The organism is Bacillus sp. RC252 (assembly GCF_044909215.1).
In the GTDB taxonomy this organism is placed as follows: Bacteria; Bacillota; Bacilli; order Bacillales; family Bacillaceae_G; genus Bacillus_A; species Bacillus_A mycoides.
This window is the reverse complement of the sequence record NZ_JBIYDV010000015.1, coordinates 39,666-62,119: the sequence shown is the minus strand read 5'-3', so window position 1 is coordinate 62,119 and position 22,454 is coordinate 39,666. Positions and strand designations below refer to the sequence as shown.

Genomic DNA, 22,454 nt, shown 5'->3' with positions numbered 1-22,454 from the left:
ACATTATCATAGTATAGAGCCTTTAGCCAACTTTAACGAAGAAGGCTTCTTATCCTATATTTCATTTCACAGTTAATGAACATGCTATTTTTATACAACGATTTATATATTATTTTATCATTCAGAATTTTCTAAGTAAACAAATCTATTAATTATTTTTATTCACTCAAAAAGAAGGTTACCAAGTGGCAACCTTCTCTCCGATCATTACATAAATTCAGCAACAAGCTCATCAAACATTTTCTGATCCATATTCAAATCAGCTTGCACTAAAGGTTTTTCACTATAGTCTTTTACAAGCTCTTGGTAAGAGGGCTGCTTTGTATTTTGATAAATTAAACCTGTTACTAACCCGTTCTTTTCCATTAATGTTTGCATAGCCATCATGCGGTTAGATGGATCATATCCTTCTACTGTACTTAGTTTCGTTAAATTCTCTTTAAACCAATCATAAGTATTTACTTTATTGTAAGTAACACATGGACTAAATACATTAATTAATGAAAAGCCTTTATGATTAATACCAGCTTCAATAATTTGCGTTAATTCTTTTAAATCACTTGAAAAGCTTTGCGCCACAAATGTCGCACCAGCTGTTAAAGCCATTTCCATAACATTTAGTGATGGTTCAATTGAACCTTGTGGTGTACTTTTCGTTTTAAATCCAGCTTCACTACGTGGTGAAGTTTGACCTTTTGTTAATCCGTAAATTTGGTTATCCATTACGATGTACGTAATATCAATGTTACGACGAATAGAATGGATTGTATGTCCCATACCAATCGCAAAACCATCACCGTCACCACCGGATGCAATAACTGTTAAATCACGATTTGCCATTTTCACACCTTGTGCAATCGGAAGAGCACGTCCGTGAATACTATGCAAACCATATGAATTAATATACCCTGAAATACGACCGGAACAGCCGATACCAGAAATAACAGCTAGCTCATCTGGATTTAAACCAACGTTAGCTGCCGCACGCTGAATCGCAGCCTGCACCGAGAAGTCTCCGCAACCTGGGCACCAGTTTGGTTTTACACTGTTACGAAAGTCCTTAAATGTTGCCATTTAATACAACCCCTTTTTTACATTCGTTGTAAATCTCTTTCGGCAAGAATGGATTTCCATCGTATTTTAAAAGACTAGAAATTTTCTCACCATTGCCAAGATTCATTTTCATAATGTTAGCAAGCTGACCAGTTGCATTGTTTTCTACTACTACAACACGCTTCGCTTTTTTCACAAGTGGATCGATTTCAGCTGTTGGGAACGGATGAATTAAACGTACATGGGCATGGTTTACTTTCATTCCTTCTTGTTCTAAACGCTGCATTGCCTCTTCGATCGCACCACGAGTTGAGTTAAAGCCTACTAACAATACGTCTGCGTCATCATGCTTAGCATTTTTGTAAATAGGGGTATTAAACTGTAAATTCGCCATTTTACGGAAACGTTTGTCCATTTGATCTTTACGATTTAACGCTGATTCAGATGGTTTACCCGTTTCATCATGTTCTACACCTGTAACATGGTGAATACCATTTTTCATACCAGGTAAAACACGTGGTGAAATCCCATCTTCTGTTACTTCATAACGCTTGAAGTATGCTTTATTTTCACGTTCTGGTAATTCTACTTCTAAATCAAGCTTACCACGACGAATTTCCACTTTATCTAACTTAAGTGGTTCTACTGTTTGCTTTCCTAAAGAAAGCTGTAAATCTGTTAAGAAAATAACAGGCACTTGATATTCTTCTGCTAAGTTAAACGCTTCTACAATATCATAGAAAGCTTCTTCAACTGTACTTGGCGCCATTACGATTTTTGGAATTTCACCATGCGTTCCGTAAATCATAGCCATTAAGTCAGACTGCTCTTGTTTTGTTGGTAAGCCCGTACTTGGGCCACCGCGTTGTGTATCAATGATAACTAGCGGTGTTTCAGTAATACCTGCTAAACCAATTGCTTCCATCATTAAAGAAAGACCAGGACCAGCAGATGCTGTTAATGTACGAACACCAGCGTAGTTTGCACCGATCGCCATTGTACAAGCTGCGATTTCATCCTCAGTTTGGATTACTGTTCCGCCGACTTTTGGTAACTTTTTAATTAAATATTCCATAATTTCAGATGCAGGTGTGATTGGATATGCAGACATAAAGCGAGCACCACCAGCTACCGCACCAAATGCGATTGCGTCGTTTCCAATCATAAACATGCGTTTCTGACCATCAGCTTTTTCAAGCTGCATCATGTTTACTTTCTCACCAAGCAATTCTTTCATGTATTGAGAGCCGCGTTTAATTGCTTCCATATTCTTTTGAACGACTTGCTCTCCTTTACGACCAAAGATTTCTTCAACAACCTCTAAATAAGCTGTTTCGTCTAATCCTAATACCGCACTAGATGCCCCAACAGCAACCATATTTTTCATTAAAGATGTGCCTAATTCTGAAGCGATATCTGTAAACGGTATCACATATAGATTTACATCTGTATTATCAGGTATTGTCGGATTAAATTTCGCATCCGCAACTACAATTCCGCCCGGACGTAGTTCGTGGAAGTTAAAATCAATTGTTTCTTGATCAAAAGCAATTAAAATATCTAAATCATCTGAGATCGCGCGTACTTCTGTTGTACTTACACGAATTTTATTATTTGTATGGCCGCCTTTAATACGTGATGAGAAGTGGCGGTAACCGTATAGGTAATATCCTAATCGGTTTAATGCAATACAGAAGATTTCCCCTGTACTTTCAATTCCTTCACCTTGTTGGCCTCCAACTTTCCATGAAAGTTGACTAATCATCTCCTACACCCCTTTTGGCTGCATTCATTGTAGTGTATTTTTTTACAGTATTAGTTTAGCATTTTTTATGCAAATAAACTACAATGGACGCAAATTATGCCTCTTCTGTTTTCCCTGAATCTTTAGTATAATGCTATTTCGTTTACCATTCTAGTATTAGGTCTTAAAAAAATCAATAAATTCAAGTGAATTTATTTTAATTCTTCCGAATTATTAAAATATAATTTTTAGAACGTTATACAGTCAACAAAATTTTTATACAAAAATCGCTCTACAGTTGATTCATTATACTTTTTACACAGTTGATTCATTATATTTTCATAATCCCTATATACTTCTACACCTACAACAGTTTCTAAAATCCCATCAAAATCAGAACCGAATCCTATATTTTTTTCTCCACCTAATGAACAGATATATTCCACATGCCTTAATATATCTGCTATATTCGCTTGTCTTTCATTCGTTAAAAACTGCGGTACGAAAGTAATACCAATAATGCTATTTTTCTTTATAAGGGCTCTTATTTGTTCATCGGTTAAATTGCGTGGATGCCCACAAAGTTGATAACAGTTTGAATGAGATGCAATTGGGTTTTTAGCAATTTCAATAACATCCCAAAAGCTTCTTTCATTTAAGTGAGACACATCGGTCCATAAATGTAACGTATTAAGTTCTTGTACAACTTGTCTACCAAATGTAGTTAAACCTGCTCCACGTGCCTCTAGCGCTCCATCAGCTAACAGATTGGCATAGTTCCATGTCAATCCAAAGGAACGTACACCTAAGCGATAAAACAAACGTAATTTCATCGCTTCTTTTCCAATTGCTTCGCATCCTTCTAATGTTAATAATGCTCCAATCTCGTCCTGTTTTAGCATGTTAATATCGTTTTTTGTCTGAATAAACTTCATTCCTGGTAGCGATAGAATTTCATTATGAAAAATATCTATCATTTGCAGCGCAACTTCAAAACGCTTTTCATACGCTACTGTTTCTGGTATATATATAGCAAAGCATTGTATACTTCCTTTTCTTTTCATTAATTGTTCAAATGTAATATGTAATTGTGAATCGTTTTGAAAGTCTTTTTTTCCCTTTGCACTCCATAACTGAAAGAGTACATCGCAATGTGCATCAAAAATTTTCATTTTCATTCCTCCATTACAAAAACAACCTGTTTGCATACATGCAAACAGGTTGTTTCAACTTAACGAGGTTCTACAATTAATTTTATCGCTGTACGCTCTTCACCATCAATCATAATATCTGTAAACGCTGGGATACAAATCAAGTCCAAACCGCTAGGCGCTACAAATCCTCTTGCAATTGCTACTGCCTTTACCGCTTGGTTTAATGCACCTGCACCAATAGCTTGAATTTCTGCTGTTCCGCGTTCGCGAATAACACCTGCAAGTGCACCAGCTACAGAATTAGGGACCGACGTTGCTTTAACTTTTAATATTTCCATTCCGCGTTTCCTCCTCGTTTCTATAAAAAGTAATAGCAATTATTTCACTTTAACTTATATTCACGAGGAATGGCACGTATTCCTGCTAAATTTCTGTAATTTTTCTAAAAAATTAAAATATAACGAATTCTCTAACTTTTCGTTGAAAATCAATCAAAAAATGGCTGGTCATCATTAATTAAAATGCGCTCAATTTTCTTCGCTTTCCCTGTATTAGGATCCACATCAATTAACACTGCACTTAATTGTGTTCTACCATTCGTCACTTCAAAACGCACTGGTAAGTTCGTTAAAAACTTCTTCAATACCGCTTCGCGATCCATACCTAAAACCCCATCATATGGGCCTGTCATACCAACATCTGTAATATAAGCTGTTCCGCTTGGTAAAATACGATTATCAGCTGTAGGAACGTGTGTATGTGTACCTACTACCGCTGTAGCACGACCGTCTACATACCAACCTAACGCCTGCTTCTCACTTGTTGTTTCAGCATGAAAATCAACAAAGATAATGTTTGTACGTTTTTTTGCAATACTGATTAACTCATCCACTTTACGGAATGGACAATCAATTGGAGGAAGGAAAGTACGTCCTTGTAAGTTAATAACTGCAACTTCTGTTCCATTACAATTTACAAAGATAAGCCCTTTACCCGGCGTTCCTTCTGGGAAGTTAGCTGGTCTTGCAAGATATTTTGCATCATCGATAAATTCAAATACTTCACGGTTATCCCAAGCGTGGTTTCCAAGCGTAACCGCTTGTGCCCCGCACTCTAAAAAGTTTCGATATATTTTTTCCGTAATTCCACGTCCACCCGCAGCATTTTCTCCATTAATAATTGTTACTGTCGGTGTATATTTCTTCTTTAATGCCGGTACGTACTGTTGAATCATGTCTCTACCAGGAGATCCTACTACATCCCCAACAAATAATATTCTCATATGTCTTACCCTTTCTATGTACTACATTTTTTATTACCATACTATAACTTAAAGCTATTTCCTTACAACAGTTACAATTTATCTATTATAAGTTTCTTTCACTTGCATACTGCTCATAAAGTGAAACTATAATCATTGGGGGTTTTGTTCATCCCCCAATGATTATTAGCCTTCACCAATCGGGCGTTTACGGGCAGTTTATCCCCCACCTAATTTCTTTGCTCAAGCCGAATTTTGAGGTGGGAGTTTTACTGCCCGTTAACGCGGGATAAATAATTTTCTTTATTTTACCCAATTCCAACACAAAAAAATAAAGTGGTGTTTCACCACTTTATTTTGCGTATTCCACTGCACGTGTTTCACGAATAACAGTTACTTTAATATGTCCTGGATAATCCAGTTCATTTTCAATACGTTTTCGAATATCACGAGCTAAACGATGAGCTTCTAAATCATCAATTGTATCTGGTTTTACCAGAATACGAACTTCACGTCCTGCTTGAATTGCGAAAGATTTTTCTACGCCTTCATAAGACTCTGAAATTTCTTCTAACTTTTCAAGACGACGAATGTAATTCTCAAGCGTTTCACTACGAGCTCCCGGTCTTGCAGCTGATAAAGCATCTGCTGCAGCAACTAGAACTGCAATGATAGAAGTTGGTTCTGTGTCACCATGGTGAGATGCGATACTGTTTATTACAACAGGATGCTCTTTATATTTCGTTGCGAGTTCAACACCAATTTCAACGTGGCTACCTTCTACTTCATGATCGATTGCTTTTCCGATATCATGTAATAGACCAGCACGTCTTGCTAGTTTTTCATCCTCACCAAGCTCCGCTGCCATAAGTCCAGTTAAGTATGCAACTTCCATAGAGTGTTTTAAGACGTTTTGCCCGTAACTTGTACGGTATTTTAAACGACCTAAAATTTTAATTAAATCTGGATGTAAGCCATGAACACCCACTTCAAACGTTGTTTGCTCTCCGACTTCACGAATATACTCGTCCACTTCACGTCTTGATTTTTCGACCATCTCTTCAATACGCGCTGGGTGAATACGTCCGTCCTGTACTAGTTTATCAAGAGCGATACGAGCTGTTTCACGACGAATCGGGTCAAATCCAGATAGAATTACCGCTTCTGGTGTATCATCGATAATAAGGTCAATACCTGTTAACGTTTCTAACGTACGAATGTTACGACCTTCACGTCCGATAATACGTCCCTTCATTTCGTCATTTGGAAGATTTACAACCGAAACGGTTGTTTCAGCAACATGATCAGCTGCACATCTTTGCATTGCAAGAGATAAAATCTCTTTTGCCTTCTTATCCGCTTCTTCTTTCGCGCGAACTTCACTTTCTTTTACCATAACGGCAATTTCATGAGAAACTTCACTTTCCACTTTACCAAGAATAATTGCTTTCGCTTGTTCGCGGGTCAGATTGGAAATGCGCTCTAATTCTGTTTGTTGCTTTTGAACTAACTCTCCCACTTTGCTTTCCAACTCTTCAATCTGTTGTTGTTTCGCTACAAGAGATTCCTCTTTCTTTTCTAACTGTTGCTCGCGCTTATCGAGCGTTTCGTCTTTACGATCAAGGTTCTCTTCTTTTTGCATTAAACGATTTTCTTGTTTTTGTAATTCGCTTCTACGGTCACGAATTTCTAATTCAGCTTCTGTACGAAGTGTATGAATTTCATCCTTTGCTTCTAAAAGCGCTTCTTTCTTAAGTGCTTCAGCATCACGATTCGCTTCGTCTAGAATACGTTTTGCTTCATTAGCTGCACCATTAATCTTCGCTTCAGCAATAGACTTTCGAACAAAAAAGCCAACAACTGCACCGACTGTTGCAAGCAAAATGGAGATGAGTATCCAAACTGTACTACTCATGATTTCACCTCCCCTTGCTATGAATGAAAAAAGACTGTCGGCATGTACATTGAATTACAACGTACAGCAAAGACCGTCGTCCCGCTTTTTTAAGGGACTTTCTTCATTTCACAATTAAAATGTCATATTATTATTTCGGCAAGATTTAAGTCTTACTCCGAATATTACTTCTCTTCTTGAGAAGAGTATATCGTATATAAGAAAAAATATACATTCTCATTGTATCTATCGCAATTTTCATTGTCAAGCGTTGTCTACTTTTACTTTCTTTACCTTCAGCCCTGAATCTTATATGGATTAAAAAAACAGATGGCATATTATCCTGGAAAACCTTAGAAAATCCCAATTCATTCACTTAAAATATATGAATATTCCCCTTTACACATAGCCTTTTGGATAGAATAAATATTTTATCTCCAGCTATATACAACGCTTTCATAGTGGATTAAAAAATAAAAGACACGGGACCGTGTCTTTTATTTTTTAATCTTGACGAGTTGAATCTTCCGTGTCTTCAACACCAGAGTTTTCACCAATTCCGTGATGTTCACGAACAAAGAAGGCAATTTCTTCTCTTAAATCCGTATTCTCTTTTAAGAATTGCTTCGAATTTTCACGACCTTGTCCTAAGCGTTCTTCATTATAAGAGTACCAAGCACCGCTCTTTTGAACGATATCAAGTTCAGAAGCCATATCTAAGATTTCACCTTCTCTTGAAATACCTTCTCCGTACATAATATCAACTTCAGCAACACGGAATGGCGGTGCTACTTTATTTTTAACTACTTTTACTTTCGTTTTATTACCAACAATATCGTTACCTTGCTTTAACTGCTCAGCACGACGTACTTCAAGACGGACAGTTGAATAGAATTTCAACGCACGACCACCTGGAGTTGTTTCTGGGTTCCCGAACATAACCCCAACTTTTTCACGAATTTGGTTGATAAAGATTGCGATTGTTTTTGATTTGTTGATTGCACCTGAAAGTTTACGAAGTGCTTGTGACATTAAACGTGCTTGTAAACCAACGTGAGAGTCACCCATGTCCCCTTCGATCTCAGCTTTCGGTACAAGAGCTGCCACAGAGTCAATTACGATAATATCAACCGCTCCACTTCGTACAAGTGCTTCTGCGATTTCTAGTCCTTGCTCCCCTGTATCAGGCTGTGATAATAGTAATTCATCTATGTTAACACCTAATTTTTGTGCATATACAGGATCCATTGCATGCTCCGCATCAATGAACGCTGCTTGTCCACCTTGACGCTGTACTTCCGCGATTGCGTGTAATGAAACTGTTGTTTTACCTGAACTTTCAGGTCCATAAATTTCAATAACACGGCCACGTGGGTATCCGCCTACCCCTAGTGCCACATCAAGTGCTAAAGAACCACTTGAAATTGTAGAAATTCTACGCTCCGCTTGTTCTCCTAATTTCATAATTGAACCTTTACCGAATTGCTTCTCTATTTGTTTTAACGCCATATCTAATGCCGCTTGACGATCGCTCATTCAAAATTCCTCCTTAACTAAATTGCTAATCTTATTATACCTATTTTCAATTCAATTTGCCAACAAAAATCGAACATTTATTCGTTTTTTTATTTTATATCGAATAAAACTAGGTTTTCCAACAAAAAAAACTAGAAGAAATTTATATCTCTTCTAGCTTTTTAAATAAATGATAAAATCCATATTTTGTAGAGCGTTCTCTAATTTGTTGACGACTTCCACTTAAATTAAGCGAGAAGACTACAGCTGGTTCATCTTTAATCACCAATCCAATAAATACTGTTCCTGGTTCTTTATGCTCTGAAGCATCCGGTCCTGCCACCCCAGTGAAACTAATTCCGATATCTGCTTTTAACAGTTCCTTTACATTTTCAGCAAGATAGCGAGCACACTGTTTACTAACCGCGCCATCAGTACGTAACACTTCTTCAGGTACATGTAAAATTTGTTGCTTCACATCATTTTGATAACAAATGACACCGCCTTTAAATACAGATGAAACACCAGCATTTTCTGTTACTTGATTTCCAAAAAGACCACCTGTTAAACTTTCTGCACACGCTAAAGTTAACCCTTTTTCCTTCAATAGCCTTATTGCCTTGTAATGAAGGAAATCTTGGTCATATCCGTAGAAAAATTCTCCTACTCTTTCTAAAATCAAATCTTCCACATGCTGAATCAGTTTCTCCGCCTCATCAGCATCATGATGTTTGGCAGTTAAACGTAATGTCACTTCGCCATCATTTGCGAGTGGTGCAATGGTTGGGTTCGTTTGCCCATCAATTAAATCTTGAACTTTCACCTCTAATTGAGATTCCCCAATACCAAAAAAACGAAGAACACGAGAATAAATATTTTCCCCCGTTGTAAACTTACATAAAAAAGGCTCTACGTAACTTATATACATCGGCTTCATTTCTTTTGGTGGTCCTGGTAATAAAATATAAACTTTTCCGTTCGTATTTAATCCCATACCAGGCGCCATACCGTGATCATTCGCAAATACAGTCGATCCATTTAAAACGAGCGCCTGCTTTTTATTATTCTCCGTAAATTCACGGCCTGTACGCTTAAAATAATTGCTTATCGATGTTAATGCCTTTTCATCATACACAAGCTCTTCATCTAAACTAGACGCTATTGTTTCTTTCGTTAAATCATCTTTTGTCGGTCCTAATCCACCTGTAAAAATGAGCATATCAGCTCGTTCTTCAGCCAATTCAATTGCCTTCTGTAATCGCTTGTTATTATCCCCAACAACAGTATGGTAGTACACGTTAATTCCGATTGAAGCTAACTTTTCAGATAAAAACTGGGCATTTGTATTTGCAATTTGTCCAAGTAATAATTCCGTTCCAACCGCAATAATTTCAGCATTCATCCCAATTCCCCCATAAACTTCTATTTTGAGTTTACAAAAGCATCTTTATTTTTCCAGAAATAATCCCATCCTGAAATAACGGTAAAGAATAATGCAATCCATATGAAAATATCTGCAACTGGAATATGAAGTAAATTTAACGGTACATCATGTAATAAGTATGCTGCAATCGCAATAATTTGTGTCCATGTCTTAATTTTCCCTAGCTGATTTGCTGCAACTACTTCCCCTGTCCCAGCAAGTACAAGGCGTAAACCTGTTACTGCAAACTCACGGCTTATAATTACAATAACGATCCAAGCAGGTACATATTGCATTTCTACCAATGTGATAAGTGCTGCCGAAACAAGTAATTTATCTGCTAACGGGTCAAGGAATTTCCCTAAATTCGTTACAAGATTATACTTTCTTGCATAATGTCCATCAATCCAATCTGTAGCCGAAGCAATAATAAAGATAAGTGCCCCTACTAAATGTTGAATTGGTAACTCTACATCACCAATTATAAATGAGCCCCACTCAAAGGGCGCTAACATAATTACCATAAAAATTGGAATTAAGAAGATTCTAGATATTGTAATTTTATTTGGTAAATTCACAGCTATTCCTCCATCATGTCAAAAACATTTGTTCATTGAAAAAAGTCATCGAAGCGATGACTGTTATTGCGCAGCTTGCCCTATCCCTTGGTTTTTTATCACCAATCTTTGGTGAAGTTCTTTTGCTGGATCCAATGGGAAAGCAACCACTTGACCATTCAGTTTAACTTCAACATTCGTTGCATTTCCAATATTAAGTCGCACTTCTTTTACTGTTGATAAATCACGTTTTTCTATTTGGCCACCTTGTACTGTAGTGTTTAGAATTTCGTTCCCAGCATCATCTTTAACATCTACATAACTCGCACCTTTACCCGATATTTCCAGTTCTAATGTTTTATTATTATGAATTTCCAAAGTAGATACCTTACCAGTTGTTCCAACTACTTTTATCTCTTGCTGTCCAGTTGGTTGTGCTGGTTGTTCCTCTTTCTTTGGCTCTTCTTTTTTTGGTTCTTCTTTCTTTGGTTCTTCCGCTTTCGCTTCATCTTTCTTTGTATCTAGTGGAGAATTTTTTGCTTTTTGAACCTCAATTTTCTCACTTTGAGCATTTGGAACTTGCCTATCATCTTTTCCAGTTAACGCTTGAATAACAAACCAGACTACCACTCCAAATGCGATTACTAACAACGCAATCAAAATTTTGGGCATATGATCCGCAATTGGCCATGATGAAGATTTTTGCATTGTTTCTTGTGTTTTTTGTCCAGTTGATACTTGTGGAACTTCACGTTTTTCAGACTGTGGTATCGTACTCTGATATTCTACAAGCAGTTCCTCTCCATTTAATCCAACAGCATCTGCATATTGTTTAATGAATGCACGCGCATAAAAAGCTCCTGGCAACACATCATAATTGCCTTCTTCAATCGCTACTAAATGGCGTTTTTGAATTTTTGTAATCTCATGCAGCTGATCAATAGATAAGCCTTTCGCTTCTCTTGCTTCTGTCAGCTTTTGTCCTAATTCCGTCACTACTAACACCTCAATATTTCTTTAAAAGTCGAACATAGAGAAATTGTTTTGCGTACCTTGCTCAATTTCATCTACTAAATTATATTGAATTTCTTCATCATAATCGTTACGCAATTCGATAATATAATCAAAATCATCCAATGTGTATTCTGACTGACTCACAAACACATCCGGATGTTCCACAACTTTCGTTGCAGGCAATCTCATGATTTCACGAACGAGCTGCCAGTGTCTTTCATTTGCACGCTTTGTCGACACAATTCCATCTAGTATGAAAATATTATCGTCGCTATACTCATCTTCAATCAATTGGCTACGAACAGTTTGCTTAATGAGAGTAGATGATACGAATAACCATCTCTTATTTGCACAAACACTTGCGGCAACAATAGATTCTGTTTTTCCGACACGAGGCATTCCTCGTATCCCAATTAATTTATGACCTTCTTTTTTCATTATCTCCGCCATAAAGTCTACAAGCAATCCTAATTCATCACGCACAAATCGAAATGTTTTCTTATCATCTGCATCTCGTTGTATGTACCTACCATGTCTAACTGCTAGCTTATCTCTAAGCTTTGGCGGACGATATTTCGTTACCGTTATATTATCCATCGTATTTAAAATTGATTCAAGTCTAGAGATTTGTTCTTGATTATCACACATAAGCAAAAGTCCACGTCGTGCATTATCTACACCATTAATTGTGACAATATTGATGCCAAGCATACCGATTAACGAAGAAACGTCACCAAGTAAGCCAGGTCGGTTTTTATGTATTTCATATTCAAAATACCATTCAATCATCCAAGATCACTCCCCTACGCTTACTTTACACCTACGTACTATATTATATGATTTCATCTTAATAGGGAAGCTAAATGTATAATCTATTCCTCCTAATTACTATACAAAAAAAGTAGAGAGGAGCTTCTCCTCTCTACTTTTACTTATGTTGTACAAACTTCACCATTAAATTTGCAATTGTATGTTGCTCTTGTTCATCAGCAACTTTCCAAAGCTCAGACAATAATTTTTCTTGATCGTTGCGCGCTTCTACTTCATTTGCTAAATAATCACCAACACGAAATGCCATATCTGATACGGCACCACCATCAAGCCCTTTTCCCCCCGCTTGTTCTAAACGTTCTCCTAAAAAGCTCTTCCACTGATCAAAATTATCTAACACTGACATGTTTAAGCACCTCACTATTTTAGTAATAGAATCATGCTTAATTTGTACAATTTCTTGTTTTTTATGTAAGAATTTTTTAGCAATGCCAGCCGCCATTCACTCCGATAATTTGCCCCGTAATATAAGAAGCTTCTGGCGAAACGAGGAAGGAGACTGTTTTTGCTACCTCTTCGGGTAGTCCTATTCTACCTAATGGAATATCTTCAGCAATTTCATTTTTATCATCTTCTGAAAATACATTTAACATTTCTGTTTCGATTGCACCTGGCGCTACCGCATTAACGCGCAATCCACTTAGAGAAACTTCTTTCGCTAAAGCCTTCACATATGAATTTTGTGCACCTTTCACCATTGAGTACAGCACCTCACAAGACGCTCCTATTTGCCCCCAAATGGATGAAATAACAACAACATTACCCCTTCTCCGCCCGATCATCGGTGGAAGCGCCATCGATAAAAGTCTATATACACTCTTCACTTGAAGCTCCACCATATAATTTAATTCTTCATTAGTAACATCTGTTACTAATCCAAATATACTCTTTCCAGCTGCGTATACAATAACATCAATAGGATGTTCGATTTGTCCCCACAATTTCTCTGCTCCATCGATAGAAGCTAAATTTGCTTGCACAGGAATCACTGCATCAAACTCCTTTTGTAACCCCCTTATCTTCTCTTCGCTTTTATTGTAATGAATATAGACTGTATAACCATCCTCGATTAACTGCTTCGAAATAGCAGAGCCAATCCCTCCGCTTCCTCCAGTTACTAATGCATACTTTTTCATAAATTCCCTCTCTTATCTTTTTATGTATAAATAAATAATACCCTCATCTTACCATTTGGCAATAACCAAACGTTAGATGAGGGATATAGATACTGCGTTTTTTATTCACATATTACTTCATTTTTTTGGTAACACTTGGCAGACGCTCATTTTCTCTTCAATTAATAATGTTTTTGCTGCTTGTTGTAAGTCTTGAACAGTTAATCCTTCTAACACTGTAAGAGCATCAAATAAACTAGATTCATTAAACGCATATCGTGTAAACTGATTTGCAATATATTCAGGTGAATTCAACGATCGTAAAAATCCACCAATTTTCTTTTTCTTCACCCGTTCCAGCGCACTCTCATCTAACTGATCATAATTTGTTTGTAGTAAAATACCTTTTAATCGCTCTGCCAATTCATCAGGGTGCTTCGTATCTCCACCAACCATTGCAAAACCGAAGTTATTTTCTTCTGTATAGTCATACGAGAACGAATCATCAATAAGACCTTCATTATATAAAGATTCGTAATGAACTGACCCTTTTCCAAATAAATAATCTAAAAGTAATGTAAGTGCAATTTCTTGTTTTAACAGAGCTTGCCCTTTTTCTTTTAAATTCGTTGCCTTAATACCAACTAAACATTTTGGAGTTTGAACAGGCATTGAAATAATCTTTTTCTTTTCATTTACTTCTTCTGGTTCCTCTTCAAAAGAGCGAACGATTTCTGGTTGATTTTCGTAATCTTTTTTCGCTTGATTTTCACGAACTAAATCCATTGTTTTTTCAGGATCAATCGCTCCCACAACAAATAATAACATGTTGCTCGGATGGTAAAAAGTCTCATAACATTCATACAGTAGGTCTTTTGTAATTTTACTAATAGACTCAATCGTCCCTGCAATATCAATTTTAATTGGATGTTTCACAAACAAACTATCGATTAACCCAAAGTATAAACGCCAGTCTGGGTTATCTTGGTACATTTGAATTTCTTGACCGATAATACCTTTTTCTTTTTCAACCGTTTTTTCAGAGAAATACGGTTCTTGTACAAAGTCTAACAACGTATTTAAATTTCTCTCTACATTTGATGTACAGGAAAAGAGATAAGCGGTTCTTGTAAAAGATGTAAAAGCGTTCGCTGAAGCACCTTGTTTACTAAACAATTGAAACGCGTCATGGTCCTCTTTTTCAAACAATTTATGCTCAAGGAAATGAGCAATTCCATCTGGTACACGAGTCATGTCTTCTTTTCCAAGCGGTACAAATGTATTATCAACAGAACCGTACTTCGTCGTAAATGTTGCAAATGTTTTGTTGAAGCCTTGTTTCGGTAAGATATATACGTCTAATCCATTCGGAAGTTTTTCATAATATAGCGTCTCTTTTAATTGCTCATACACAATTTTCTCCATTTATTCTCCCTCCGTTCCATGTAAAAAGTAAATTGTATCTAGTTCAATATTATTAGCAACTTTCACAATCTCTTCTTTCGTCACGCTTTCTATGCCCGTTAGCCATTCTTCAACTGGACGCGTACGCTCTGAGATCACCCCGTGATAAAGCATTTCAACAAAACCACGTGGTGTATCAATTGCCTCTAAGATTTGATTTTGAATTACACTTTTCGTTTGCTTAATCTCTTCCTCTGAAAAATCACCGTTTTGCATTGCTTTCATTTGTTCTTTAATAATTTCAACAGCTTTTTCAAAGTTCTTCGCTTCAATTCCAGACATAACGAAGAGCAAACCTTTATGACTTTCAAATCTCGATGCTGCATAGTACGCTAAACTATTTTTTTCACGGACATTTACGAATAACTTCGAATGAGAAAACCCTCCAAATAATCCGTTAAACAATTGTAATGCAAAATAATCTTCATCTTTATACGTAATGAATGTGCGATAGCCGATATTTAATTTACTTTGCTTTAGTTCTTGTTTTTCAACAATTTCTTTTTCTTCATTATTTCGTTTATGAAGAAGTACATTTCTCTCTTTCATAGCGCGAGGTGAAATCGAAAAATACTTATTTACAAGCTCCACAGCATCTTCTGAAATGTCACCAATGATATATAAATCCATTTCATCTTCAGCTAACACTTTTTGATAATATTGATACAAACTTTCATTTGTAATAGAAGCAACACTTTCTTTTTTTCCATTTGCACTTAAGCGATATGGTTCTACTTTGCACATTTCTGCAATTAAACGCTCGTTTGCATAACGCATTTTATCATCATAAGTAGCTTCAATTCGTTGCAAGAGTGCTCGTTTCTCACTTTCTACAATAGAAGATAGAAAACCGTCCCCTTCTGTTGCTGGATGTAAAACAATATCAGATAACATAAAAAGCGCTTTTTCAAATAACGGTGGTGCATCGCGTAAATATGTTTCATTTGCAATGTCTACATAAATAGAGATGATATGGTCTTCCCCTTTTTTACTTACATCTACCGCTAAAGAAGATCCATATAATTCTTCTAAATATTGACGAAGACGAATTACAGAAGGCAGTTTTTCTGTCGCACTTTGCAATACGTACGGCAATAGGGCACGCTCTGTCACCGTCTCCTCATTTAAAGGTGCTTTAAAACGAAATACAAAGGTATTTGTTTTAAATTTATCAGTCGGAATAATATGTACTCGCAAGCCACCTAATTCATGCAGTTGCTGTTCCATTAGTTTCATTAATAGCCCTCCTTTACGTATGTAGGAATATTCCTCTTCAATATACAGTTTTTAGAAATAAAAAATCAACTTTTCTTCCTTATTATGCTTACATTTGAGTCTTTCTAAAAACTTTAATATGTAAGGAACATAGTAAAATTCCGTATTAAATATATTCTATGTAAAAAAGCCCGCACTAATGTGCGAGCTTTTTTTATACTTTCTAAATACTCATCGTTTTCCTTTTTCATAAGGCGTTCCTAATGCTTTCGGAGCTTCAGATCGGCCTACAAAACCAACGAGTGCTAATATTGTAAATACATACGGTAATATCGTTAAGAATACACTTGGAATTTCTTTTAATATAGGAATTGTACCACCTGTTATCCCAAGTGATTGAGCAAATCCGAAGAACAGCGCTGCTCCAAGAGCACCAAGTGGATTCCATTTACCAAAGATCATAGCTGCTAGTGCCAAGAAACCTTGTCCAGTAATTGTAGCACCTGAGAAGTTACCAGAAATCGACATTGCGAAGACCGCACCACCCACTCCTGCAAACATTCCAGATATACAAACTGCAATATAACGCATTTTATATACATTAATTCCCATCGTATCTGCTGCCATTGGATGTTCACCAACAGCACGAAGACGAAGACCGAACGGTGTTTTATAAATAATGTACCAAACAACAAATGCTAAAATAATGGCAATATACGATGTTAACGGTACATTTGAGAAAAAGATTTTCCCGATTACCGGAATATCCGAAAGTCCTGGAACATCGATTTTTTCAATTCGGTATTGAATAAAATCAGTCTGTCCTTTACCAAAGATTTTCTTAATCGCAAATACTGTTAAACCGAGCGCCAAAAAGTTAATCGCTACCCCGCTTACTACTTGATCCGCGCGGAATGTAATGGACGCTACTGCGTGAAGAAGTGCAAATAATCCACTACCAATAGCTGCAAATAATAGTGCAATCCAAGGAGTCATTGCTCCCCACGTATCACCCATTAATAACGTTGTAACGATACCAGTAAATGCACCAAATAACATTAAACCTTCTAAGGCTATATTTACAACCCCAGAACGTTCACTGAACACTCCACCTAACGCCGTAAAAATAAGTGGCGCTGCCGTATATAACGTACCAGTCACAAGAATGGCTAAAATATCTATAAAGCTCATTTATTTCCCCTCCTTGCTCATGCGTGTAAGTGCCCAGCGTAAAACATAACTGCAAGCAACAAAGAAAATAATACATGCGATAATAACATTAATTAACTCAGAAGGTACATCTGCTTCAAAATTCATTTGCGGGGCTGCACTTTTCAAACCACCGAACAGTAAAGCCGATAATAATATACCAAACGGATTATTTCCTCCAAGAAGAGCTACCGCAATCCCATCGAATCCAATACCAGTAAACGATGTCATTGCCGTCATACTTTGGAATGTTCCTAGACCTTCCATTGCCCCACCAATTCCAGCAAAAGCGCCAGCAATTGTCATTGATAATACAACATTACGAGAGACTTTCATCCCTGCATATTGCGATGCATTTTGGTTAAAACCAACCGATTTTAACTCATATCCTAACGTAGTTCTATCTAATACGAACCACATTACAATAGCAATTAAAATAGCTACAACAATTCCCCAGTGCAAACGAGATCCATCTGTCAATGAAGATAGCCAATCAGAAGCTAATGAAGCACTCGCTTGTACATCATAAGATTTCTCATTACCTTCATGTATAAAACGTTTAATAAGATCATACGTAACATAAAGTGCAATGTAGTTCATCATAATTGTGACAATTACTTCATTTACTTTAAGCTTTCCTTTTAAATATCCAGGTATAAATCCCCATAAACCACCGGCAATCGCGGCTACTAAAATAGATAACGGAATATGCAAAAATGCTGGTAACGATACTGCATATCCAAACCAGACAGCGGCAAGCCATCCAACTAATAATTGTCCTTCTACCCCAATGTTAAAGAGACCTGTACGAAACGCAAATGCAACAGACAGACCAGCTAACACGAGTGGAATCATCGTACGTAGCGTCTCACCGATAGCCTGCGGATTTCCAACCATTCCTTCCCAAAGCGCTGCATACCCAACAATTGGATCATATCCACTAACTAACATTACAATGGCACCAACAAGTAAACCAAAAATAACGGATAATACAGGAACTAAAATGTTAATTGTTCGCTCCGTTAAAAATTTTTTAGCCATTTGTATTCACCTTCTCTTTCTCCGTTCCGCCAGCCATCAACAAACCAAGCTGTTGTTCATTTGTTTCTTTCGCATCGACAATTGCTACAATTTTCCCTTCATATATAACAGCAACTCGATCACTTACATTTAAAATTTCATCCAGTTCTAACGATAGAAGTAATACCGCTTTCCCGTTATCTCTCTGCTCGATTAATTTTTTATGAATAAATTCAATTGCACCTACATCTAAACCACGTGTTGGTTGTGCTGCAATTAATAAATCTGGATTACGATCTACTTCACGTGCAATGATAGCTTTCTGCTGATTTCCACCTGATAGAGCACGTGCTAATGTTTGTTCACTAGGTGTACGTACATCAAACTGTTCAATAAGCGCCTTTGCTTTCTCTGTGATTTTGCTAAAGTTTAAAATCCCCTTCTTTGAAAATGGATTTTTATAGTATGTTTGCAAAACTATATTGTCTTTAACAGAAAAATCAAGAACTAGCCCGTGTTTATGACGGTCTTCTGGAATATGACCTATTCCTTCCTCTGTAATTCTTCGAACAGGCCAATTCGTTATTTCTTTTCCTTTAATTGCAATAGAACCTGACTCAACTTTTCGTAAACCAGTAATCGCCTCTATTAATTCACTTTGACCATTTCCATCAATCCCTGCAATACCAACGATTTCTCCTGCACGAACAGTTAAGTCAAGGCCTTTTACAGCAGGTAATTGGCGTGCATCATGAACGACAAGATTCGCAACAGACAGAACCTCCTCTTTCGGTTTGGCCCCTATTTTTTCTGTTTTAAAATTCACTTGACGTCCGACCATTAATTCTGCAAGTTTATGTTCATCCATTTCCGCAACGTCAACTGTACCAATTCCTTTACCTTTACGAATAATTGTGCAACGATCGCAAACTTCCATAATTTCTTTTAATTTATGTGTAATAAGAATGATAGATTTCCCTTCTTGCACAAGCTTTTTCATAATTTGAATCAACTCATGAATTTCTTGAGGAGTTAACACTGCAGTCGGTTCATCGAATATTAAAATCTCCGCACCACGATAAAGCGTCTTTAATATTTCAACCCTTTGCTGCATCCCAACCGAAATATCTTCAATCTTTGCATTTGGATCAACAGCTAAACCGTACTGTTCAGATAATTGTTTAATTTCTTTTGCAGCCTCTTCAACAGCTATTTTCCCTTTTCTCTTCGGCTCATTTCCAAGAATGATATTCTCTGTAACTGTAAAATTATGAACAAGCATAAAGTGCTGATGGACCATCCCAATTCCAAGGTCATTTGCAATATTCGGATTTGTAATTTTTACAGGGTTTCCTTTAATTTTAATTTCGCCCTGTTCTGGTTGATACAAACCGAACAGTACATTCATCAACGTTGATTTCCCTGCACCATTTTCTCCAAGTAAAGCGTGTATCTCTCCCTGTTTTACTTGCAGCGTAATATCATCATTCGCTACAATGCCTGGGAATACTTTTGTAATATTGTTCATCTCAATTACGTATTCCATTTTGTTCCTCCTTCTAGCAGGGAACACTCCCTAATTACACTCTATTAAAAGTATTTTTATATATGCAAAGGTTAGTTCTAAGAACTAACCTTTGCTATTGCTCTATCATTATTTCTTTAGAGCAGCTTCGTATGCTTTATATTCATCATCAGTCGCAGGTACTTTAATTTCACCAGCAGTGATTTTCTTCTCAAACTCTTCTATTTTTGTTAAAATTTCTGGGTTTACTTTTTTCACATTATCAGTTGTTTTCGCAATACCAACGCCATCATCTTTTAAGCCGAACTCTTCTACTTTACCGCCTTTTAACTTACCATCTTTCGCTTCTTGCGCTACTTTTGCTACTGCAACATCAACACGTTTTACCATTGAAGTTAAAGTTACGTTTTCAGGCATGCCTTCTTGATTTTGGTCACGGTCAACACCGATTACCCAAACATTTTCACCTTTTTTCTTACGGTTTTTCGCTTCTGTGAATACACCGTTACCAGTTGCACCTGAAGCATGGTAAATTACGTCAACGCCTTGACCGTACATTGCTGAAGCTAATACCGATCCTTTTTCTGGCTTATCAAATGCATCAGCATATTGTGATACAATTTCGATATTTGGATTTACTGCTTTTGCACCAGCTTTAAAACCTGATTCGAATTTTGTAATTAACGGGCTCTTCACACCACCAACAAAACCAACTTTATTTGATTTTGTTGTCATCGCTGCTACAGCTCCAACTAGGAATGAACCTTCATGGTCTTTAAATGTAATACTTGTTACGTTCGGCTTCTTTACAACTGTATCTACAATCGCAAATTGCTCTTTTGGATACTGTTCAGCCACCTTTTCAATTGATTTCTCCATTAAGTATCCAATACCAAATGTTGTGTTATAATTATCTTTCGCAAATTTCGTTAAATTTGGAATGTAATCAGCATCTTTACTTGATTGAAGGTAACGATATCCTTCATTTTTCTTTAAATCGTTGTCTTTACCAAATTTCGTTAAACCTTCCCAAGCTGATTGGTTAAATGATTTGTCATCAACGCCCCCAACATCTGTAACCATACCAACCTTAAACTCTTTATCCCCTTTTTTGTCACTATCCGCTTTATCCGAGTTACCACATGCACCTAACACTGTACTTGCTGCTAACGTTAACGATAATAAAAGACCTGTTTTTTTCTTCATACTAGAAACCCCTCCTGAAATGTTTTGTCTAATGATTCATACGCTGCTGTCCCTTACTTCTTGCTGTCACCTCCCTAAAAAGGAACTTCCCTACATACGTTTTCTTAATACGTGGAAGCTAAACTTATCAGCTCTAAAGTAATTAATAGAATATAAGATTGGCTCATCATTTTGATCATAGTGCATTTGTTTTAAAACTAGCAGTGCCGTTTCAGGTTCACATTCTAAAATCGGTGAAATTTTCGGGTGATAACCAATCGGTTCAATGTGAGCAACTGCGTATGTGATACGCTTGTGCGTATTATTATGTATTACTGTAAGCAGCGATTCCTCATTGTATCCCGATAAATCTGGTAATATCTCTTTTGCCAGTTTATCAATGCAATATACAACTGGTTCCCCATCCGCTGTACGAACACGTTCAATCATTACTGCGCTAAAAGCATCTTCACAATTAAATTTCTCTTTTTCTTCTTCTGTTAAAGTTGTTGTAGATGATGATAAAAAGATTGTTCCTGGTGTTTTCCCCACACTAGAAATCATATCTGTAATACTAGAAAGTTGCTCTATTCCAGAAGAAAATAACGGCTTCGCATTTACAAATGTCCCTACACCATGTCTACGAATAACAACATTTTCTTCTTCTAAAATACGTAGTGCTTCCCTTAAAGTTGCCCTACTTACACCAAGTTCTTTCGCTAGATCAAACTCTGAAGGTAACTTTTGTTTTTCTTTGTAAGCCCCATCTTTAATTTTTCCTTTGATGTGATCAATCACCCGCAAATATAGGTGACGACTATCGGATTTTACTGACATAAGACTCCCCCGCATTTCAATTATTCGACCTCTGATGTAAGACTTCTTTTCTCTTTTTTCAACTTACAACATAGTATAAATTACTAAATACTAAAAATAAGCGTAATTATCGAATAAATATTAATAATTTTTCAAGATGAAATTTTCACACTTTATCCCATAAAAAAAACTTTGTACCATAAACATTTCTCATATAGAGAAAAAGTTCGGCACAAAGATTCCTTACATCCTTTGTTACACACTTTTCCCCTCATAGTCTAGCAATTCATGGTTGCCAGGTAGAAACTTATGGACCTTATCTCCAAGATTATATGAGGCAGTGATTCTTTTCGAAGTAATCTTACCACTTGCTCCCATATGTGTCAACAGAATTCAACATTTTTCTACATTAAATATCGAACGTTTTGAAAACCAAAACGATAAGCATTCGTATTCTAA

General features: G+C 36.6%; 20 protein-coding genes and 1 riboswitch. All 20 genes read right to left on the bottom strand.

Annotation, left to right across the window (positions count from 1 at the left end; genetic code table 11):
• Positions 1 to 207 precede the first annotated feature (207 nt).
• On the bottom strand, positions 208 to 1,074 hold the full coding sequence (locus ABH960_RS20480) for a 2-oxoacid:ferredoxin oxidoreductase subunit beta (protein WP_002088040.1): 867 nt from the start codon (positions 1,072 to 1,074) through the stop codon (positions 208 to 210).
• Positions 1,061 to 2,818 carry a 2-oxoacid:acceptor oxidoreductase subunit alpha gene (locus ABH960_RS20475; RefSeq protein ID WP_016092174.1) on the bottom strand — a complete coding sequence of 586 codons (1,758 nt, stop codon included), beginning with the start codon at positions 2,816 to 2,818 and terminating at the stop codon, positions 1,061 to 1,063. Before ABH960_RS20475 ends, ABH960_RS20480 begins: the two co-directional genes overlap by 14 nt.
• Before the next feature lie 227 nt (positions 2,819 to 3,045).
• Positions 3,046 to 3,969 carry a dipeptidase gene (locus ABH960_RS20470; protein WP_061688551.1) on the bottom strand — a complete coding sequence of 308 codons (924 nt, stop codon included), beginning with the start codon at positions 3,967 to 3,969 and terminating at the stop codon, positions 3,046 to 3,048.
• Positions 3,970 to 4,028: 59 nt separating this feature from the next.
• Positions 4,029 to 4,289: a stage V sporulation protein SpoVS gene (gene spoVS, locus ABH960_RS20465; protein WP_000404341.1), complete on the bottom strand. Its 261-nt coding sequence runs from the start codon at positions 4,287 to 4,289 to the stop codon at positions 4,029 to 4,031.
• A 149-nt stretch (positions 4,290 to 4,438) separates the two neighbouring features.
• A complete protein-coding gene (locus ABH960_RS20460; RefSeq protein WP_404447978.1) occupies positions 4,439 to 5,233 on the bottom strand; it encodes a TIGR00282 family metallophosphoesterase in 795 nt (264 codons plus the stop codon).
• Between the two features lie 331 nt (positions 5,234 to 5,564).
• On the bottom strand, positions 5,565 to 7,127 hold the full coding sequence (rny, locus tag ABH960_RS20455; protein WP_002111330.1) for a ribonuclease Y: 1,563 nt from the start codon (positions 7,125 to 7,127) through the stop codon (positions 5,565 to 5,567).
• A 483-nt stretch (positions 7,128 to 7,610) separates the two neighbouring features.
• On the bottom strand, positions 7,611 to 8,642 hold the full coding sequence (gene recA, locus ABH960_RS20450; protein WP_002014599.1) for a recombinase RecA: 1,032 nt from the start codon (positions 8,640 to 8,642) through the stop codon (positions 7,611 to 7,613).
• Positions 8,643 to 8,784: 142 nt separating this feature from the next.
• Complete coding sequence (locus ABH960_RS20445) at positions 8,785 to 10,023, bottom strand: competence/damage-inducible protein A (protein ID WP_404447973.1); 1,239 nt, start codon at positions 10,021 to 10,023, stop codon at positions 8,785 to 8,787.
• Between the two features lie 20 nt (positions 10,024 to 10,043).
• On the bottom strand, positions 10,044 to 10,622 hold the full coding sequence (pgsA, locus tag ABH960_RS20440) for a CDP-diacylglycerol--glycerol-3-phosphate 3-phosphatidyltransferase (RefSeq protein WP_002014596.1): 579 nt from the start codon (positions 10,620 to 10,622) through the stop codon (positions 10,044 to 10,046).
• Positions 10,623 to 10,685: 63 nt separating this feature from the next.
• Positions 10,686 to 11,597, bottom strand: coding sequence for a helix-turn-helix domain-containing protein (locus tag ABH960_RS20435; protein WP_002088056.1), 912 nt, complete (start codon positions 11,595 to 11,597; stop codon positions 10,686 to 10,688).
• Positions 11,598 to 11,618: 21 nt separating this feature from the next.
• Entirely contained in the window at positions 11,619 to 12,404 is a 786-nt protein-coding gene (locus ABH960_RS20430; protein WP_000574107.1) for a DUF3388 domain-containing protein, read from the bottom strand.
• Positions 12,405 to 12,543: 139 nt separating this feature from the next.
• Positions 12,544 to 12,792, bottom strand: a complete 249-nt coding sequence (locus ABH960_RS20425) for a DUF3243 domain-containing protein (RefSeq protein ID WP_000114449.1) — start codon at positions 12,790 to 12,792, stop codon at positions 12,544 to 12,546.
• A gap of 76 nt (positions 12,793 to 12,868) precedes the next feature.
• The gene (gene ymfI, locus ABH960_RS20420; RefSeq protein ID WP_404447967.1) at positions 12,869 to 13,582 is read right to left on the bottom strand and encodes an elongation factor P 5-aminopentanone reductase; all 714 of its coding nucleotides are present in this window, start codon (positions 13,580 to 13,582) and stop codon (positions 12,869 to 12,871) included.
• Between the two features lie 117 nt (positions 13,583 to 13,699).
• Entirely contained in the window at positions 13,700 to 14,986 is a 1,287-nt protein-coding gene (gene yfmH / locus ABH960_RS20415) for an EF-P 5-aminopentanol modification-associated protein YfmH (RefSeq protein ID WP_404447964.1), read from the bottom strand.
• Complete coding sequence (gene yfmF, locus ABH960_RS20410) at positions 14,987 to 16,261, bottom strand: EF-P 5-aminopentanol modification-associated protein YfmF (RefSeq protein ID WP_404447962.1); 1,275 nt, start codon at positions 16,259 to 16,261, stop codon at positions 14,987 to 14,989. It lies immediately after the preceding gene.
• A 210-nt stretch (positions 16,262 to 16,471) separates the two neighbouring features.
• Positions 16,472 to 17,431: an ABC transporter permease gene (locus ABH960_RS20405; RefSeq protein ID WP_002066758.1), complete on the bottom strand. Its 960-nt coding sequence runs from the start codon at positions 17,429 to 17,431 to the stop codon at positions 16,472 to 16,474.
• The gene (locus tag ABH960_RS20400) at positions 17,432 to 18,490 is read right to left on the bottom strand and encodes an ABC transporter permease (RefSeq protein WP_002088061.1); all 1,059 of its coding nucleotides are present in this window, start codon (positions 18,488 to 18,490) and stop codon (positions 17,432 to 17,434) included. It lies immediately after the preceding gene.
• Positions 18,483 to 20,015, bottom strand: a complete 1,533-nt coding sequence (locus tag ABH960_RS20395) for an ABC transporter ATP-binding protein (protein WP_002066755.1) — start codon at positions 20,013 to 20,015, stop codon at positions 18,483 to 18,485. Before ABH960_RS20395 ends, ABH960_RS20400 begins: the two co-directional genes overlap by 8 nt.
• 108 nt (positions 20,016 to 20,123) lie before the next feature.
• Entirely contained in the window at positions 20,124 to 21,200 is a 1,077-nt protein-coding gene (locus ABH960_RS20390) for a BMP family lipoprotein (protein WP_002066754.1), read from the bottom strand.
• A 90-nt stretch (positions 21,201 to 21,290) separates the two neighbouring features.
• Positions 21,291 to 22,016, bottom strand: coding sequence for a GntR family transcriptional regulator (locus ABH960_RS20385; RefSeq protein WP_002088063.1), 726 nt, complete (start codon positions 22,014 to 22,016; stop codon positions 21,291 to 21,293).
• Between the two features lie 233 nt (positions 22,017 to 22,249).
• Positions 22,250 to 22,351: riboswitch (purine riboswitch) on the bottom strand.
• Positions 22,352 to 22,454: the final 103 nt, after the last annotated feature.